This is a genomic window from Micromonospora sp. CPCC 206060 (assembly GCF_036906895.1).
In the GTDB taxonomy this organism is placed as follows: Bacteria; Actinomycetota; Actinomycetes; order Mycobacteriales; family Micromonosporaceae; genus Micromonospora.
In genome coordinates, this window is the sequence record NZ_JBAKHU010000013.1 from 66,741 (window position 1) to 84,644 (window position 17,904).

At 72.6% G+C, this 17,904-nt stretch carries 16 protein-coding genes and 1 pseudogene; 6 read left to right on the forward strand and 11 right to left on the reverse strand.

What is annotated here, in order from left to right:
• Positions 1-84: 84 nt before the first annotated feature.
• Positions 85-399 (forward strand): STAS domain-containing protein, encoded by a 315-nt coding sequence (locus V6U90_RS12075; protein ID WP_334434571.1) that lies wholly within the window; start codon positions 85-87, stop codon positions 397-399.
• Positions 400-544: 145 nt separating this feature from the next.
• On the opposite strand, the gene V6U90_RS12080 is transcribed toward V6U90_RS12075, so the two are convergent.
• The 7 genes from V6U90_RS12080 to V6U90_RS12110 all read right to left on the reverse strand — a co-directional run bounded on the left by V6U90_RS12080 (position 545) and on the right by V6U90_RS12110 (position 8,606).
• The gene (locus tag V6U90_RS12080) at positions 545-2,800 is read right to left on the reverse strand and encodes a SpoIIE family protein phosphatase (RefSeq protein WP_334434573.1); all 2,256 of its coding nucleotides are present in this window, start codon (positions 2,798-2,800) and stop codon (positions 545-547) included.
• A 276-nt stretch (positions 2,801-3,076) separates the two neighbouring features.
• Entirely contained in the window at positions 3,077-3,628 is a 552-nt protein-coding gene (locus V6U90_RS12085; protein WP_334434575.1) for a pyridoxamine 5'-phosphate oxidase family protein, read from the reverse strand.
• A gap of 187 nt (positions 3,629-3,815) precedes the next feature.
• A complete protein-coding gene (locus V6U90_RS12090; RefSeq protein ID WP_334434577.1) occupies positions 3,816-4,535 on the reverse strand; it encodes a gamma-glutamyl-gamma-aminobutyrate hydrolase family protein in 720 nt (239 codons plus the stop codon).
• Positions 4,532-5,299, reverse strand: coding sequence for a 3-oxoacyl-ACP reductase (locus V6U90_RS12095; protein WP_334434579.1), 768 nt, complete (start codon positions 5,297-5,299; stop codon positions 4,532-4,534). The genes V6U90_RS12090 and V6U90_RS12095 overlap by 4 nt, the downstream gene beginning before the upstream one ends.
• A gap of 28 nt (positions 5,300-5,327) precedes the next feature.
• Entirely contained in the window at positions 5,328-6,683 is a 1,356-nt protein-coding gene (locus tag V6U90_RS12100; protein ID WP_334434581.1) for an aldehyde dehydrogenase family protein, read from the reverse strand.
• A gap of 116 nt (positions 6,684-6,799) precedes the next feature.
• On the reverse strand, positions 6,800-8,221 hold the full coding sequence (locus V6U90_RS12105) for a glutamine synthetase family protein (RefSeq protein ID WP_334434582.1): 1,422 nt from the start codon (positions 8,219-8,221) through the stop codon (positions 6,800-6,802).
• A gap of 103 nt (positions 8,222-8,324) precedes the next feature.
• Positions 8,325-8,606, reverse strand: coding sequence for a hypothetical protein (locus V6U90_RS12110; protein ID WP_334434583.1), 282 nt, complete (start codon positions 8,604-8,606; stop codon positions 8,325-8,327).
• 319 nt (positions 8,607-8,925) lie between these two features.
• On the opposite strand from V6U90_RS12110, the gene V6U90_RS12115 reads away from it, so the two are divergent.
• The 3 genes from V6U90_RS12115 (at position 8,926) to V6U90_RS12125 (ending at position 11,176) form a co-directional block, all read left to right on the forward strand.
• The gene (locus tag V6U90_RS12115; protein ID WP_334434584.1) at positions 8,926-9,723 is read left to right on the forward strand and encodes a helix-turn-helix domain-containing protein; all 798 of its coding nucleotides are present in this window, start codon (positions 8,926-8,928) and stop codon (positions 9,721-9,723) included.
• On the forward strand, positions 9,714-9,914 hold the full coding sequence (locus V6U90_RS12120; RefSeq protein WP_334434586.1) for a DUF397 domain-containing protein: 201 nt from the start codon (positions 9,714-9,716) through the stop codon (positions 9,912-9,914). The genes V6U90_RS12115 and V6U90_RS12120 overlap by 10 nt, the downstream gene beginning before the upstream one ends.
• Positions 9,915-10,063: 149 nt before the next feature.
• Positions 10,064-11,176 carry an EI24 domain-containing protein gene (locus V6U90_RS12125; protein ID WP_334434588.1) on the forward strand — a complete coding sequence of 371 codons (1,113 nt, stop codon included), beginning with the start codon at positions 10,064-10,066 and terminating at the stop codon, positions 11,174-11,176.
• A 6-nt stretch (positions 11,177-11,182) separates the two neighbouring features.
• Here V6U90_RS12125 and V6U90_RS12130 read toward each other — a convergent pair whose 3' ends face one another.
• The 4 genes from V6U90_RS12130 to pcaF all read right to left on the reverse strand — a co-directional run bounded on the left by V6U90_RS12130 (position 11,183) and on the right by pcaF (position 16,026).
• Entirely contained in the window at positions 11,183-11,683 is a 501-nt protein-coding gene (locus V6U90_RS12130; protein WP_334434590.1) for a DUF456 domain-containing protein, read from the reverse strand.
• The gene (locus tag V6U90_RS12135) at positions 11,674-13,899 is read right to left on the reverse strand and encodes a putative bifunctional diguanylate cyclase/phosphodiesterase (protein WP_334434593.1); all 2,226 of its coding nucleotides are present in this window, start codon (positions 13,897-13,899) and stop codon (positions 11,674-11,676) included. Before V6U90_RS12135 ends, V6U90_RS12130 begins: the two co-directional genes overlap by 10 nt.
• Before the next feature lie 6 nt (positions 13,900-13,905).
• Positions 13,906-14,724, reverse strand: coding sequence for an SAM-dependent methyltransferase (locus V6U90_RS12140; protein ID WP_334434595.1), 819 nt, complete (start codon positions 14,722-14,724; stop codon positions 13,906-13,908).
• A 96-nt stretch (positions 14,725-14,820) separates the two neighbouring features.
• Positions 14,821-16,026 (reverse strand): 3-oxoadipyl-CoA thiolase, encoded by a 1,206-nt coding sequence (gene pcaF / locus V6U90_RS12145; protein WP_334434597.1) that lies wholly within the window; start codon positions 16,024-16,026, stop codon positions 14,821-14,823.
• A 106-nt stretch (positions 16,027-16,132) separates the two neighbouring features.
• Here pcaF and V6U90_RS12150 point away from each other — a divergent pair.
• Positions 16,133-17,184 (forward strand): annotated as a pseudogene (locus tag V6U90_RS12150) (glutathione S-transferase family protein).
• Positions 17,163-17,729, forward strand: a complete 567-nt coding sequence (locus V6U90_RS12155) for a DUF998 domain-containing protein (protein ID WP_442933574.1) — start codon at positions 17,163-17,165, stop codon at positions 17,727-17,729. Before V6U90_RS12150 ends, V6U90_RS12155 begins: the two are co-directional and overlap by 22 nt.
• The last annotated feature ends 175 nt before the right edge of the window (positions 17,730-17,904 follow it).

Genomic DNA, 17,904 nt, shown 5'->3' on the forward strand with positions numbered 1-17,904 from the left:
ACCGTTCATCCGCCGGTGACTCCAGCCACTGACCTGCCCGGTCGGTTGTTGCCCGGGCCGGTCCGCTGTGCCATCGTGTCAGGTGTGGATCAAGGTGGCGCGGAACCGGTCTTCTCCGCGACGGCGGAGGTTGACGATGGTCGCCTCATGGTCCGGGTACGCGGCGAGGTCGACATGTCGACTGCCGAGACGATGTACCAGACCGCAGTGCGGGAGCCGGCCGAGCACCTGATGCTCGACCTGCGCCGGGTGACCTTCTTCGACTCGGCCGCGATCCACGCGGTGATCCGGATCGCCCGGCATTTCCCGGACTCGTTGACCGTGCTGCCGTCCCCACCGGTCCGCCGGGTACTGGAGATCGCCGGGCTGATCGGTCAGCCCTGGCTCAGCCGGGACTGACGCCCGACGGGCGGTCCCGGCCGACGGCGGCACTGCGCCAACCACCTGACCGGCCCGACCGGCCGCACTGCGCGAACCAGCCCGACCGGCGTCACCGCGCCAACCAGCCCGAACGGCGTCACCGCGCCAACCAGCCCGAGCGGCGTCACCGCGCCAACCGGCGGCGCAGGGTCACCTCGGTGCCGCTCCCGGTACGGGTGACCGTCACCTCACTGAGCGCCCCGATCAACGCCAGGCCACGCCCCCGGAACCCGGCCCCGCCCGGCTCCCGCCACTGCCCGCTGTCCCGCACCGTGGCGGTCACCGTCCGGTCGGCGATCATCACCTCCACGTCGATGTGCGGCTCGACCGGCTCCACCGGATGCTCGATGGCGTTGGCCGCCGCCTCGGAGATCGCCACGGTCAGATCGAACAGGTCGTCCTCGCTGACGTCGTGGGCGAGGAGGAAGTCCTCCAGGCGCTTGCGGAGCACGCTGAGCTTCGCCGGGTCGGTGGGCAGCCGCAGGGCGAACCGGTTGACGGCCGCCGCCTCCAGGGCCAGCACCGCCACGTCGTCCCGGCGCGGACGCCCGGCCACCCGGTTGACCACGACGCTGACCAGGTCGTCGACATGCCCGCAGACGCTCGCGGCGTCCGCGCGGAGCTGCGCTATGCCCGCATCGATGCCGAGTGACCGGTCCTCGACCAGCCCGTCGGTGTAGAGCAGCAGCCGCGAACCCGGATCGAGACGCCCGTGGACGGTCTCGTACGACGCATCGGGCAGCGCACCGACCGGCGGACCGAACGCGCTGTGGTACAGGAAGCTCACGTCACCCTCCCGGATCACGATCGGGGACGGATGCCCCGCGCTGGCGTACCGCAGCCCTCCGGTCCCCGGGTCGAAGGACAGGCAGACCACGGTGGCGAAGGAGCGGCCCTCGGTCGAGCCGACCAGCCGGTTGAGCCGGGTGAGCGCCTGCCCAGGGTCGTACCCCTCCAGGATGTACGCCCGCAGGGCGTTGCGCAGTTGACCCATCGCCGCGGCGGCGGGCACCCCCTTGCCGACCACGTCCCCGATCACCAGGACCAGTTCGTGGCCGACCCTGGTCGCGTCGTACCAGTCACCGCCGACCTCGGCGTCGGCGGTGCCCGGCAGGTAGCGGCTGGCCACGATGGCCCCCGGCAGGTACGGCAGGGTCCGGGGCAGCGGGCTGTGCCGCAGGGCGTTGCGGTGCAGCACGGTGAGTGGCCCGGTCAGCGGAGCGGGTAGCTCCGGGTCGCCGAGCAGGTCCTCCAGGGGGCCCAGTACCAGGGTGAGCGGGGTGCGGAACTCATGGCTGACGTTGGCGAAGAAGTTGGTCTTGGCCCGGTCCAGCGCCGCCAGTTCGGCCGCCCGGGCGCGTTGCTGCTCGTGGGCCCGCTGCCGGCCGACGGCGGTGGAGATCTGGGAGGCCACCAGGTCGAAGAAGTTGCGGTACTCGTCGGTCAGGGCGAGCCGTTCGCTGGCCCCCACCACCAGCGCCCCGGCCGGCTCGTTGGCGGCCATGATCGGCAGCACCAGGGCCCGCCGGGCGGCGCGCGCAGGGGCGGTCCGGAGGAAGTCGGCGACGTCGGCGGTGCTCGCCGGCCCGCCTGCGGGACCGTCCGGCAGTGCCGGCGGCAACTCGGCGTCGAGCACCCGCACCGGGTCCCGGCCGACCCCGCTGTGGCTGATCAGACAGGCGGGGCCGGTCCCCGCCTCGGTCAGGTAGAGCAGCGCGAACGGGATGTCCGCTCGGTGGTCGTCGAAAACCCGGGACGTTGCCTGCCCCAGTTCGGCGTCGCTGGACACGTCGGCCAGCCGCGAGCCCAGCTCGGTCAGCGCCCGCAGTCGCCGCTCGCCGAGCACCCGACCGGTGGTCTCGGAGCAGATGCAGTAAACCCCGTCGATGCTGCCGTCCTCGCCCCGCAGCGGGTCGTAGGAGACGTCGAAGTAGGTCTCCTCCAGGAAGCCGTACCGGTTGAGCAGGAACGGGTGGTCCCGGCCCTGGTACGCCTCACCGGTGCGGCGGACGGCGACGAGTAGTGGCCCGAGCACGTCCTGCCACATCTCGGACCAGTGTTCCCGGGCCGGCTGGCCGAGCACCGCCGGGTGCTTCCCGCCGATGGTGGGGAGGTAGGCATCGTTGTAGAAGGCCAGGTAGTCGTCGCCCCAGAACATGCAGATCTGGGCCCGCGAGGTGAGTAGGGCGCTGATCGCGTGCCGCAGGCTGGACGGCCAGGAGTCCGGGCCGCCGATCGACGTCGACCGCCAGTCGAAGTCGCGCATCCGGGCGCCCATCTCACCGCCGGCCGCGAACGCGGCGGCCAGCATCGGCGAGACCTCCCCCACCATCGCGTCGCTGCACGGCTGACAGTCCCCGTCCCCCTGGGCCGAGCTCATGAAGCCTCCCGCTCCGGCCGTCGGCAGGTGCCCGCTTGATCCGCCCACCGTGACCGGCCATGTACCCAGGCGGACCAGAAACGTAACGCATTCGGGTCCGGAGACGCTGCTGATCGGGAAGCGGTCCCGGCCCGAGTATCGGCCTGGCCGGGCGGGTGGAACCGGCCCTGGCCTGGCCCGATAGGTGGAACCGGCCCTGGCCTGGCCAGGTAGGTGGAACCGGCCCTGGCCTGGCCGACCGGGTGGCACACACCGGCCGGGCGGCAGGAGTAACCGTCAGAAAACCGGCAGGCCGTCGATGCTCGCGCCGTTGCGGTTGGCCCGGTACTCCACCAGATCCTCGGTGCTCCGTCGGGCATGTGAGGTAATCAACAGGTCACGGTCGCCCTGGTACTCCATCAGCGGGACCGCGTACCCGCAGGAGTCGCTGACCCGCAGCACCTCGACGTCGATCACCGCCCGGACGGCGTGCAGGTCCGGCGGGTCCGGGAACCAGCCCAGCGCCTCGGCGAACCCGGGGCTGTCCACCACCACCGCCCGACCCCGGCCGTGCAGCCGGACCACCTTGGGCGGCCCCTCGAACGCGCAGCACATCAGCGTGATCCGGCCGTTCTCCCGCAGGTGGGCAAGGGTCTCCGCGCCGCTGCCGTGGTAGTCGAGATACGCCACCCGGTGCGGGCCGAGGATCACGAAGGTGCCGCGCATGCCCTTCGGGGAGACGTTGACGTGCCCGTCGACCGCCGCCGGGGCGGTCGCCACGAAGAAGACCGACTGTGCCTCGACGAACTCCCGCAGACGTCCCTCGATGGCCGGGTAGACCTTGCCCATGCCGACGATGCTGCCAGTCGATGACCACCGCCGTCTGCCCCGTTCCCACTGGCAGGGACCCGGCCGCAGGTCGACCGACGCGCCACACGTCGACCAACGCGCCGCAGGTTGACCGACGCGCCACACGTCGACCGACCCGCCGCAGGTCGACCGACCCGCCGCCGGCCGGGCAGCCCGGCCCGCCGGGTCAGTCGGCCGGTACGGCGGCCACCAGGGCACGGAACGGCCGCAGGTCGTCCGCAACCTCCGGGTGCCACTGCACGCCGAGCACGAACCGGCGATCCGGGTCCTCCACCGCCTCGATCACCCCGTCGTCGGCCCAGCCGGTGACGCTCAGCCCACCCGGGTCGGCCACCCCCTGGTGGTGGTACGTGTTGACCTCCCCGCTGCCGGCCATCACCCCGGCGATCCGGCTGCCTGGCGCGAACCGCACCGGGTGGGTACCGAACACGCCCGGCGCGGGCCGGTGCCGATCGTGCCCGACCACGTCCGGCAGGTGCTGGTGCAGGCGTCCCCCGTACGCCACCGCGAGCAGTTGCATGCCCCGGCAGACGCCGAGGACCGGCAGGTCGGTAGCGAGCGCGGCGGTGAGCAGGGTGAACTCCCCGGCGTCCCGTTCCGGGCGGGACTCGGTCCACCGGCCGGGTGGTTCGGCGTACCGGGCCGGGTCCAGGTCGGCCCCGCCGGCCAGGACCAGCCCGTCCAATCCGGCCAGCACGTCGGCGTCGTGGTCGTCGGGCGGCAGCACCACCGCCCGCGCCCCGGCTGCGGTGACCGCCCGAACGTAGGCGTACGGCACCAGCACCGCCGGCAGGTCCCGCCACGGGCCCCAGCCGGCCGGCTCGACGTACGCGGTGATCCCGACCACCGGCCGGCGGCGTGCCCCGACCTCCCGACGGGGTCTCACAGCGGGGTGACGTACGCGCCGGTGATGCCCCCGTCCACCACGAACTGCGCGGCGGTCATGAACGAGGCGTCGTCGCTGGCCAGGAAGGCAACTGCGGCGGCGATCTCCTCGGGTCGGCCGAACCGGCCCATCGGCACGTGCACCAGCCGGCGGGCGGCCCGCTCCGGGTCGGCGGCGAAGAGGTCGAGCAGGAGCGGCGTGGCGATCGGGCCGGGACAGAGCGCGTTGACCCGGATCCCCTCCCGGGCGAACTGCACGCCCAGCTCCCGGGTCATCGCCAGCACCCCGCCCTTGCTCGCGGTGTACGCGATCTGCGACGTGGCCGCGCCCATCAGCGCCACGAACGACGCGGTGTTGATGATCGAACCCTTGCCCTGCCGTTGCATGTGCGGGATGACGTACTTGCAGCAGAGGTAGACGCTGGTGGTGTTCACCCGCAGCACCCGTTCCCAGGCGTCCAGCCCGGTCTCCAGGATCGAGTCGTCGTCCGGCGGCGAGATGCCGGCGTTGTTGAACGCGATGTCCACCCGGCCGTGCCGTTCGGCCACCCCGTCGAACAGCTCCCGCACCGCCGTCTCGTCGGCCACGTCGGCGGCGACGAACTCCCCGCCGACCTCCTCGGCCGCCGCCGCCCCGGCGGTCGGGTCGATGTCGACGCAGACCACCCGGGCCCCCTCGGCGGCGAACCGGCGCACCGTGGCCAGTCCGATGCCGCTGCCCGCCCCGGTGACCACGGCCACCCGGTCCTGCAACCGTCCCTGCACAGTCACTCCTCGGTCTGTTGGCCCGTTCTTACTGGTCCGTCGAGATGAAGACGTTCTTGGTCTCGGTGAAGGCGAGCGGCGCGTCCGGTCCCAGTTCCCGGCCCAACCCGGAGCGCTTCATCCCGCCGAACGGCGTCCAGTAGCGCACCGACGAGTGCGAGTTGACGCTCAGGTTGCCGGCCGCCACCGCCCGGGAGACCCGGATCGCCCGTCCCACGTCCCGGGTCCAGATCGAGCCGGAGAGGCCGTACTCGGTGTCGTTGGCCAGCCGGACCGCGTCCGCCTCGTCGTCGAACGGCAGCACCGAGACCACCGGCCCGAACACCTCCTCGCGCCAGTGCCGGTCGCCCGGCGACCCGGCGAGCAGCACGGTCGGGGCGTACCAGAAGCCGGGTCCGTCCGGACAGGATCCGGTGAACGCCACCGTCGCCCCGTCGACGTAGGACGCGACGGTCTCCCGCTGCCGCGCCGAGATCAGCGGCCCCATCTCGGCCGACTCGCGGGTCGGGTCCTCCACCCGGACCGCGCGTACCGCCGGCTCCAGCAGTTCCAGGAACCGGTCGTACACCGTCCGCTGGACCAGGATCCGGGAGCGGGCGCAGCAGTCCTGGCCGGCGTTGTCGAAGACCGCGTACGGCGCGGTGGCGGCGGCCTTCTCCAGGTCCGCGTCGGCGAAGACCAGGTTGGCGCTCTTGCCGCCCAGCTCCAGGGTCAGCCGTTTCACCTGCGCCGCGCAGCCGGCCATGATCCGGGTACCGGTGGCGGTGGACCCGGTGAAGCAGATCTTGCGGACGCTCTCATGGGTGACGAAGCGTTCCCCGACCACGCTCCCCTCGCCGGGCAGCACGGTGAACACCCCGTCCGGGAGGCCGGCGTCCCGGGCCAGCTCGGCCAGGCGCAGCGCGGTCAGCGGGGTCAGCTCGGCCGGCTTGAGCACCACGGTGTTGCCGGCGGCGAGGGCCGGGGCGAATCCCCAGGCGGCGATCGGCATGGGGAAGTTCCACGGCACGATGATCCCGACCACGCCGAGCGGCTCGTGGAAGGTGACGTCCAGCCCACCCGGTACGGGGATCTGGCGGCCGGTCAGCCGCTCCGGGGTGGCGGCGTAGTAGTCGAGCACGTCGCGGACGTTGCCGGCCTCCCAGCGGGCGTTGCCGATGGTGTGCCCGGCGTTGCGGACCTCCAACGCGGCCAGCTCGTCGAGGTGCGCGTCGACCCGGGCGGCGAAGCGGCGCAGCAGCCGGGCCCGGTCCGCCGGGGCCACCGCCCGCCAGCTCTCGAACGCGGTCGCCGCCCGCTCGATCGCCGCGTCGGTCTCGGCCAGGGTGGTGGCGGCCACCGTGGTGATCACGTCCCCCGTCGCCGGGTTCACCACCTGCATCATCGTCCCGCCCCCTCCGCTGCGCCGTCGATCATCTTTACGTTGATCATGGAGTTGTGGTGCCCCACAGAAGCCGCATAACGCCCGTTATCCCCCACCATAAGTCCATGATCGACGGGCTAGAGGCGCTCGAACCCACGGAACAGCTCCCAGTCGGTGACCGCCGCGTCGAAGGCCGCCAGCTCGACCCGGGCCTGGTTGGCGTAGTGCGCGACCACCTCGCCGCCGAAGGCCGCGCGGGCGATCGACGAGGACTCCCACAGCTCCAACGCCTCCCGCAGGGTCCCCGGCACCCGGGGCGCGTCCGCGTCGTCGTACGCGTTGCCGGTGCACTCCGGCCCCAGCGGCAACTCCGCCTCGATGCCGTGCAGCGCCCCGGCGACCAGCGCGGCGATGGCGAGGTACGGGTTGACGTCCGCCCCGGGTACCCGGTTCTCCACCCGCATGCCCTGGCCGTGCCCGGCGAGCCGGAGCGCGCAGGTCCGGTTGTCGCTACCCCAGCGCAGCGCGGTCGGCGCGAACGAGCCCGGCTGGTACCGCTTGTAGGAGTTGATGTTCGGGGCGAACAGCAGGCTGAACTCCCGCATCGTGGCGAGCAGCCCGGCGAGCACCCGCTGCCCGGTGACCGACAGGTGCCCCGGACCGTCCCCCAGCATCGTGGAGTGGCCGGCGGCGTCGCGCAGCGAGAAGTGGATGTGGCAGGAGTTGCCCTCGCGGGCGTTCGGCTTCGCCATGAAGGTGATCGACATGCCCTCCTGGGCGGCGATCTCCTTCGCCCCGTTCTTGTAGATCACGTGGTTGTCGGCGCAGGTCAGCGCGTCGGCGTAGCGGAACGCGATCTCGTGCTGGCCGAGGTTGCACTCCCCCTTGGCGCTCTCCGGGACCAGCCCCGCACCGGCCATCTCGTTGCGGATCCGGCGCAGCAGCGGCTCGATCCGGGCGGTGCCGAGCAGCGAGTAGTCCACGTTGTACTGGTTGACCGGGGTCAGCTCCCGGTAGCCGCGCCGCCAGGCGTCCTCGTACGAGTCACGGAACGCCACGAACTCCAGCTCGGTGCCGGCGTACCCGGTCAGTCCGTGGCCGGCGAGCCGGTCGAGCTGGCGGCGGAGGATCTGCCGGGGCGAGGCGGCCACGTCCCGGCTACCCGGGCCGTCCCCGGCATCCGGGCCACCCCCGGCACCCGCTGCCCCCGGGCCCCGCCCGTCCGGCCAGGCCAGGTCGGCCAGGACCAGCGCGGTACCGGGCTGCCACGGCACCCGGCGCAGGGTGGCCAGGTCGGGCAGCATCGCGATGTCGCCGTAGCCGCGCGACCAGCCGGACATCGCGTACCCGTCAACCGTGTTCATCTCCACGTCGACCGCGAGCAGATAGTCGCAGCCCTCGCTGCCGTGGTCGAGCACGTGGTCGAGGAAGTACCGCGCGTGGAACCGTTTGCCCTGCAACCGGCCCTGCATGTCGACCAGGGCGAGCAGCACGGTGTCCAGCTCACCGGCGTCGACGGCGGCCCGTAGCTGGTCCGGGCTCATCGGGGCGTTCGTCATCGGCGGGCCTCCATCACCAAGGTCTACTGGCTGACCGGACCCCCGTCAATGCCCGTCGGCCGTGTCCCGGCAAACCGGTGGATCAACTGTTCGGCAGGCCGGGTCACGGCAGGTACCGGGGACGGTTCCAGCCGACGAACCGGTCGTACATGGCCTGCGGGCCGGGCATGTCGTGCGGGTTGAGCCGGTGCAGGTCCCGCATGGCGGCGTGCAGCAGCCCGCAGAGGTACACCGACAGGCCGATCCGGTCGTCGGCGTACTCGGCGCGCAGCGTCAGCCGGGCGGTCGGGCAGGGCCACGGCTGGGCGCAGGGGCGACAGAGCCAGAGCGGCTGGATCGGGGTGTGCGGGGCGACCCGGGCGGACAGCCGCAGCTCACCGCCCATCGCGCACCGTCCGGCTCCGGCCGCCAGTCGGCGCCGGCTCCGTGGCCGGCGCGGGCTCCGTCGGTCCCGCCGGCTCCGTGGTCGGTGCCGGCTCCTTCCTGGGTACGCGGACCGGATTCTGACGTACCGGAAGCGGCTCGTAGTCGCCGGAATATGACATGTGCGCTCCTCGTATTTCCGTTACCAGATCTCCTCCCTCTCGTTCTCCCATCCGACCGCGCAGGTGCGGTACGCATTCCTGCCGTCCGTGCAGTTCAGCCACCTGGCCGGGTGACGTCGGGCAGTACCGGGCGGGAAACGGGCAGAGATTGGGGAAGCAATGGGCAACGTCACCGAATTCATGCTCGACGAACTGCGCCTGCTCCGTTCGGCGCAGAAACTGAGCCAGGACGAGTTCGGGCGCCGGATCAACTATTCGGCCTCGCACGTCAGTGCGGTGGAGACCGGTCAGCGTCCGCCGACCGCCGACTACCTGACCGCGGTGGACGGGGCGTTCGGCACCGGCGGGGTGTTCTGCCGGATGCTGACCCGGCTGGCGAAACTCGACAACGCACCGGTCTGGCTGCGGGAGTGGATCGAGTGCGAGCAGGAGGCGACCACGCTGCGCTGGTTCGAGCTGGCCTACCTGCCCGGCCTGCTCCAGACCGAGCGGTACGCCCGGGCCACCCTCTCCGGCGGCCGGTTCACCGCCGACGAGATCGAGCGGAACGTGGCGTCCCGGCTGGCCCGGCAGGCCATCCTGGACCGGGACGACCCGCCGCAACTGGTGGTGGTGATCGACGGCGGCATCCTGACCCGGCCGGTGCTGGACGCCCCCGGTCTGATGGCCGAGCAGTTCGACCTGCTGATCGCCCGGGCCGAATCCGAGCACGTGCAGGTGCACGTGGTGCCCCGGGACACCGGGATGTATCTGGGGCTGGCCGGGCAGTTCATCATCGCCGAATTCACCGACGGCCGGCGGGTGGCCCATGCCGACAACCAACTCAACGCCCAGATCACCGAGGCACCCGTCGACATTGCCAGGCTGGCCCGGACGTGGGAAATTGTTCGCAACGAGGCGCTCCCCCGTCGCCAGTCGATCGAGCTGATCAAGGAAGTGGCGAAGACATGGAACTGAGCGAGGCCCGGTGGCGGAAATCGACCCGGTCCGGCGGTAACGGCGGCTCCTGCGTCGAGGTGGCGGACAATCTCCCTGGCGTGGTGCTGGTCCGCGACACCAAGGACCGCGACGGCGGCACCCTCGGCTTCACCCCGGACGCCTGGCGCTCCTTCGTCTCCCGGGCCCGCGCCCTCGGCCCACGGAGCTGACCCGCCACTGACGGCCAACGTCGACCGACCGGACCACCCGCCGGCACCGTCCTCAGTAGACTGCCAGCACCCGGCCGACCGGTCCGACGGTCGGCGTACCGCCCCGACCGGTCAGGCCGCGGTGCGGACAGGGAAGGTGGTCGACCCAGGTGAGCCCACTGGAGCCGGAGATCCCCGCCACGGCGTGGCGGGAGCCTACGACTGCGGACCCCTTCGTCCCCGCAGCGGGTCCGATTCCCCACCAGGTCGCCCCGCCGCAGGCGTCAGCCCTGCAACCGGTACGACCGGACGGCGCCGCGCTACCCGGCTGGCAGCCGGTACAGCCGGCGGAGGGGACGGGCCGGGAGGCGGTACGCCGGGCCGGCCGGGCCGTGGCGACCGGGGCGGCGCGTACCGCCCGCACAGCCGCCCATCGGGGAACCCGGCCGGTGGTGAACTTCTTCGCCGGCATTGGCTGCTTCTGGCGGGGAGCGGGCCGGTTCCTCACCAGCCCCGTGCTCTGGCTCTACGCGGCGGCCCCGATCGGCCTGCTGGTGCTGGCCATGCTCGGCATCACCGCTGCGGTGGAGGCCGGTGTCGAGATCGTCGTCCACTGGCTCACCTCGTTCGTGCAGAGCTGGCCGGCGGTGATCTCCGAGGTGCTCGGCGGCATCCTGCTCTGGGGCGCGCGGATCGGCGTACACATCGTCCTCGGTTATCTGGTCCTGCCGCTGAGCATCGTGTTGGGCGCGCCCTGCTACGTCCTGCTCGCCCGGCGGGTCGAGCGCACCCTCGGCAACGCCGGCACCGGAGGCGATCCGCCCTCGCTGTGGCGGGCCTGTGCCGTCACCATCCGGCAGGCCGTACTGGTCACGCTGGTCCTCCAGTTGGGTTGGCTGCTGCTGGTACCGCTGCTGCTGATACCGGGGCTCAACCTGTTCGTGGCGCTCGGCACGGTGATCGTCTTCAACGGGTTCCTGGTGGGACTGCTGATCCTGTCGATCCCGCTGCACCACCACGGCACCACGACGTTCCGCGCCCAACTCGGTACGGCCTGGCGCCACCGGGCGAGCGTGATCGGCTTCGGCGCCATGGGCAGCCTGCTGCTCGGCCTCCCGGTGACCCCGCTCCGGGCGGTCATCGCGCCGATGGTCTTCATCGGCGCGCTGCTGCTGCACCGGCGGATCCGCACCATCGACGGGGCAACGGCGGAACGGGCCGGCGGGCCGCCGCCCGGACCGGTGCCCCCGACACCGCCCGCTCTGCCGGCGGGCCCCTGGTAGCGACCGTCAGGTCAGCACGAGGCCGGCGACCCAGAGGGTGGCGATCATGGCGCCGGCGGTGAACTCGATCAGGAAGGCCAACCCGGCGGCCTGCACGGCCTGCTTCGTCGCCGGCCAGGCCAGCCGGTTGTCACCGAGCCGGAGCCGTTCGGCCAGCCAGATCCCGAGTACGAAGCCGAGCAGCAGACCGACCACCGGGACCACGAAGAACCCGACCAGACCGAGCAGACCACCGGCGAGCAGGGTGGAGTTGGGGACCCCGACACGCTTCAGGTTGCGGCCCGGCCAGGCGTACTTGACCACCGTACCGAGCACCGCGACCACGGTGGCCGCGCCGAGCACCGCCCACCGCTGCCAGCCGCCCTCGGTGAAGATCGCCCAGATCAGCACCCCGCCCCAGCAGAGCGGCAGCGCGGGCAGCACCGGCACCACCACCCCGAGCAGCCCGGCCACGATGGCCACCCCGGCCAGCAACGTCGCCAGGGACTGCGTATCGGTCAGGTCCATCGTCTCCCGCCATCCGTCTCCGCCAACCGGGCGGTGATCTCCGTTGCCTCCACAGGGGAGCCGAAGAGCCGCCCCTGCCCAGTGTCACAGCCCAGGGCACGCAGTCGTGCGGCCTGTACCTCGGTCTCCACCGCCTCGGCCGTCACCCGCAGGTCCAGCGCGTGCGCCAGCCGGACCAGGGCGTCCACGATCTGCTCGTCGCGGTTGTCGGCCGACCCGTCGGGCCCGGCGGACCGGATGCCCTCCACGAACGGGGCGGCCAGCTTGAGGCAGTGAATCGGCAGCCGCCGCAGATAGGCCAGGTTGGAGTATCCGGTGCCGAAGTCGTCGATGGCCAGCCGGACGCCGAGTGCGGAGAGCCGACGCAACGACCGTAGCGGCTCCCCCGTGGTACCCATCACCGCGCTCTCGGTCAGCTCCAGTTGCAGCAGTTCCGCGGGGAGCCCGGTGTCGGCCAACGCCCGGGCCACGGTCTCCACGATCCCCGGGTCGTCGGCCTGCCGGGCGGCCAGGTTGACGCTGACCACCGGCGTCGTGTCCGGGTGGGCGACCAGCCACCCGGCGGCGTCCCGGCAGGCCCGCTCCAGCACCCACTGGCCGACCCGGACGATCAGGCCGGTCTCCTCGGCCAGGCCGATGAACCGGTCCGGCCCGATCAGGCCCAGTTCCGGGTGCCGCCAGCGGACCAGCGCCTCCACGGCCAGCATCCGCCCGTCGGCCAGCGACACGATCGGTTGGTAGTGCACCACGAACTCGTCCCGGTCCAGGGCGCGCGGCAGGCCGGCGGCGAGCGCCGACCGGGCCTGGTCCCGGGCGCTGCGCTCGGGGTCGTAGACCGCCCAGCGGCCCCGCCCCTCCGCCTTGGCCCAGTAGAGCGTGGTGTCGGCGGCCTTCATCAGCCCGGTGGCGTCCGTGCCGGCAACCGCCCCGGAGACGATGCCGATGCTGGCCGAGACGGCGAGCTGCTGGTCGCCGACCTGCACCGGGTCGGCGACGGCGGCCAGGGCCGCCTCGGCGACAGCGACCGCGTCGTCCAGCGCCGGGCACGGGTCGACCAGGATCACGAACTCGTCGCCGCCCATCCGGGCGACCAGGTGTCCCTGCCCGGCGACGCACTCGGCCAGCCGCTGGGCGATCACGACGAGCAGCCGGTCACCCAGGTCGTGGCCGAGGCTGTCGTTGATGGTCTTGAACCCGTCGAGGTCGAGGAAGCAGACGCCGACCCGGTGTTCCGGCGCCGCCGTCGCGAAGACCCGGCCGAGGGTCTCGAAGAACAGGGTACGGTTCGGCAGCCCGGTCAGCGGGTCGTGCAGCGCCTGGAAGCGCAACCGCTGCTGGAGTTCGTACCGTTCGGTGATGTCCTCGATCATCGCCACGGTGAACCGGGGCCGGCCGTCGTCGTACCGGATCAGCGAGACCGCCAGGTCGGTCCAGACGATGCTGCCGTCCTTGCGGTAGTAGCGCTTCTCCACCTGTACGGTGTCGATCCGGCCCTCGATCAGGTCCTGGTACAGCTCCCACATGCCGGCGGCGTCGTCCGGGTGGAACAGCGACGCCACGTTGATCTGCCGCAGTTCGGCGACGGAGTAGCCGAGCATGTCGGCGAAGGACTGATTGACGTCGATGACCATGCCGTCGATCCCGGCGATGCCGATGCCGATGGCCGCCCCGGTGAAGACCGCCCGGAACCGGGCCTCACTGTCCCGCAACGCCTGTTCGACATGGTCCCGGGCCCGCCAGGCGGACCGGGCGATCCGTTCCTGCTGGGTGAAGGTCCGGTCCCGCAGGGCCTGGGCGAAGCCGGCGGCCAGGCCCCCCTGCAACTGGGCGACGCGCTCGGCCGGCCCGGTCGCCATCCGCCCGTCCAGCCCGGCGGCCCGCAGTCCGGACATCCGGGGCGCCGGCCGGCCGGGCAGCACCTGGGCCAGGAACCGGTCCCCGAGCGCCCGCACCGACCAGTCGAGGACACCCGGTTCGGTCAGGTGCGCCTCCACCAGGGCGCGCCCGACGTCCGCCGCCGGTTGGGCGGTGAACGGGTCGGCGAGCAGCGCCCGGGCGAGCCGTACGGTGTGGACCAGCAACAGCCGCTCGGTTTCGGGGCCGCTCAGTGGCACGAACCCCAGCCGGCGGACCGCCCGGGCCCAGTCGGCGGCGTACCGCTGGACACCGGGACGGCTGAACCCTTCGTCGCCTGTGGTGGGCAGCGCGTCACCCATGCCGGGCTAGTCTGTCGGTCGGTCGTACCGGCCGACCCCGCCGAACGCGCCGAACCGCTCCGGGTGGTCGTCCAGGTCGGACGGGGCGTCCGGCCGCCACAGCGGCATGTGCACCACGCCCGGCTCCAGCAGGGTCCAGTCGCCGAAGAAGCCGGTGATCTCGGCGCGCGAGCGCAGGGTGATCTCGGTGTCGGTACGCGCCGAGAGCCGCTGGGCGTCCAGCATCTCCGGTGGCTGGTCCTCATAGGTGGAGTGCGAGATGACCAGGAAGCTGCCGGGCACGGCGGCGGCTCGCAGGGTGGCCAGGACGTCCCCCGGCCGGTCCGTGTCGGGGATGAAGTGCACCACCCCGGCGAGCAGGATGCCGACCGGGCGGGACAGGTCGAGCAGCCCGCTCGCGGTGGCCTCGGCGAGGATCCGCTCCGGCTCCCGCAGATCGGCGTGGATGACCGTGGCGAGATCGTTACCGGCCAGCAGTTCCCGGCTGTGCGCCACCGCGACCGGGTCGATGTCGACGTAGACGATGCGGGCCGCCGGGTTGACCGACTGGGCGACCTCGTGGACGTTGCCGACGGTCGGGATGCCCGACCCGATGTCCAAAAACTGGTCGATGCCCTCGGCGAGCAGCACCCGGACCGCCCGGCGCAGGAACTCGCGCCCGGCGCGCATGGTCGCGGCCAGGTTGGGGGTCATCCGGGCGATCTGCTCGGCGAGCTGCCGGTCGATTTCGAAATTGTGTGCGCCACCGAGGAAGTAGTCGTACACGCGGGCCGCGCTGGGGCGGCTCAGGTCGATCTCGGCGGGGGGTCCGTCCGGCAGTTGCATGGTCCGTCCCAGGGGGGTCGAGGCGTACGGGACCGGCCGGTGCCGTCACCGTGCGACGGCCACCGGTGGACCCGCAGGTCGGATGGTCTGCCCACTCTAGGCTGCGGACTCCATGATGAGGGAGATCCCTTGTCCGACTCCCACGCACATCGTGGCCAGCGCGCGCCGTCCACCCCGGTGCCGCAACTCCAGCGCGGCGGTCAACGCCAGCCGGGCGCCGCTGGCGCCGAGCGGGTGGCCGAGCGCGATGGCACCGCCGTTCGGGTTGACGTGTTCCGCGTCGGTGGGCAGGCCCAGCTCGCGCAGCACGGCCACGGCCTGGGCGGCGAACGCCTCGTTCAGCTCGATGACGTCCAGGTCGCCGATGGCGAGACCGAGCCGGTCCAGCAGCTTCCGGGTGGCCGGTACCGGGCCCATCCCCATGATCCGGGGCGGGACGCCGGCCGCCGCCGCACCGCTGATCCGGGCCAGCGGGGTCAGGCCGTACGCCGCGACGGCCGCCTCGCTCGCCACCAGCAGCGCCACCGCGCCGTCGTTGACGCCGGACGAGTTACCGGCGGTGACCGTGCCACCGGCGCGGAACGGGGTGGGCAGGGCGGCCAGCTTCTCCAGCGAGGTCTCCCGGGGGTGTTCGTCGGTGTCCACCACCCGGGTGCCGCGCCGCCCCTCCGGTACGGTCACCGGCACGATCTCCTCGGCGAACCGGCCGTTCGCCTGCGCCTTCGCGGCCCGCTGCTGGGACCGGACGGCGAACCCGTCCTGGTCGGCGCGGGCGACACCGTACTCGGCGGCCACGTTCTCGGCGGTCTCCGGCATCGAGTCGATGCCCCAGCCACGTTCCATCCGCCGGTTGACGAACCGCCAGCCGATGGTGGTGTCGTGGATCTCCGCCGCGCGGGAGTACGCGGAGGTCGCCTTGGGCAGCACGAACGGCGCCCGGCTCATGCTCTCCACCCCACCGGCCACCATCAGGTCCGCCTCGCCGGCCACGATCGACCGGGCGGCGATGGCGAGCGCGTCCAGCCCGGAGCCGCAGAGCCGGTTGACCGTGGTGCCCGGAACCTCCTCGGGCAGCCCGCCGAGCAGGGCGGCCATCCGGGCCACGTTGCGGTTGTCCTCCCCGGCCTGGTTGGCGCAGCCCAGGACCACGTCGTCGATCCGGGCCCAGTCCACCGTCGGGTGCCGGGCCACCAGCTCGGCGACGACGTGCCCGGCCAGGTCGTCGGGGCGTACCCCGGCCAGGTCGCCGCCGTACCGGCCGAACGGGGTACGGACACCGGACACCAGGTAGGCGACGCTCATCGGACTGCCCTTCGTTCGGGGGATGGGAAGGCATGTCGGGTGCCGACCGGGTCGCGACCGGCACGACGGCCAGGATATCGACGCGCCGCCGGGATAGGTTGGGGCCATGGTGCGGGCCCAGTTCAGCGCAGAGACCGCCGGCAGCGGCGAGTTCGTCCGGCAACCCAACCGGTTCACCGGTCGCGTCACCCCCGCCGCCGACTCGCCGCCCGGCGGCGGGCCGGACGCACAGGGCCGGTGGCCCCTGGAGGCCGGCCGGTACCGGCTGATCTGGTGCCGGGCCTGCCCGTGGGCGCACCGGACGCGGATCGTCCGGGGCCTGCTCGGGCTGGACGACGCGATCAGCCTGGGCACGGTCGACCCGATCCGGGACGAGCGCGGCTGGCGGTTCGCCCTCGACCCGGACGGCCGGGACCCGGTGCTCGGCATCGGGTACCTGGCCGAGGCGTACCGGGCCACCGATCCGGGGTACACCGGCCGGGTGACCGTGCCGGCCCTGATCGACACCGTCACCGGGCAGGTGGTGACCAACGACTACCCGCAGCTCACCCTGGATCTGTCCACGCAGTGGCGGAGCCTGCACCGCCCCGGCGCCCCGGACCTCTACCCCGAGGCGCTGCGGCCGGAGATGGACGCGCTGATGGCCGAGATCCACCGGGATGTCAACAACGGGGTCTACCGCTGCGGCTTCGCCACCAGCCAGTCCGCCTACGAGGAGGCGTTCGGCGCGCTCTTCGCCCGGCTGGACGCGCTCTCGGCCCGGCTGTCCGACCGGCGCTACCTGATGGGTGACGTGATCACCGAGGCGGACGTCCGGCTCTTCACCACCCTGGTCCGGTTCGACGCGGCGTACCACGGGCACTTCAAGTGCAACCGGCAGAAGCTGACCGAGATGCCGGTGCTCTGGGCGTACGCCCGGGACCTCTACCAGACGCCCGGGTTCGGGGACACCGTCGACTTCGACCACATCAAGCGGCACTACTACGGCACGCACCACACGATCAACCCGACCGGGATCGTGCCGGTCGGCCCGGACGAGTCCGGCTGGACGACGCCACATGGGCGTGCCTGACCGGCCCGTCGCGGTCGGCACCGACCGGTCCCGGGTCGCCGCCGCCGGCTCGGCCCTGTGCAGCATCGGTGGCACGGTCGCGGTGACGTTCGCCGTGGTCGCCGGTCCGGGGCCGGGCCTGAGCGGGTACGTCAGCGAGGCCGGCATCGTCGGCAGTCCGTACGCGCTGGCGTACCGGATCGGGGTGCTGGTGCTGGCGGCGGCGCTGCTGCTGCTCGCCGCCGCCCTGCCCCCGGCGCTGCGTCCGGCCGCCGCGCTGCTGGCCGCCGGCGGCCTGGCCACCATGCTCTCCGGCGCGGTCACCTGTTCCGACGGCTGCCCGCTGCCGCCGTTCGAGCGGGCCACCGTGGCGGACCTGGTGCACGGCGGGGCGAGCATCGCCGCAGTCGCGGCGGTGGCCTTCGCGATGCTGATGATGCTGCGTACCCCGGCCGCCGGGCGGACCCTGAGCGGCCTCGCCACGGTCGCCGCCCTGGTGACGTTTCCGCTGGCCGCAGCGGTGGGGCTGGCCATGCTCACGGTCGGGCGGGGCGCGCTGGTCAGTACCCTCGAACGGCTGCTGCTGGCCGTGACGATCGGCTGGGGCTTCACCACCGCCGTGCTGATCGGTTGTTCCCGCCTTCGCCTGTAAGGATCGTCACGGGGTGCACTCCTTCCCCCGCCAGCCGGTCCACGCGTACCGTCGGCGGGCGATGACCAACGTCTGGGATCTCACCGTCCGCCTGTATGTCGATCTGCGACTACAGGCCAGCAGCAGCTGTCCGGCTCAGCCGCCCCGCTGACCGGCACCTGTCCGGTCCGGCCGC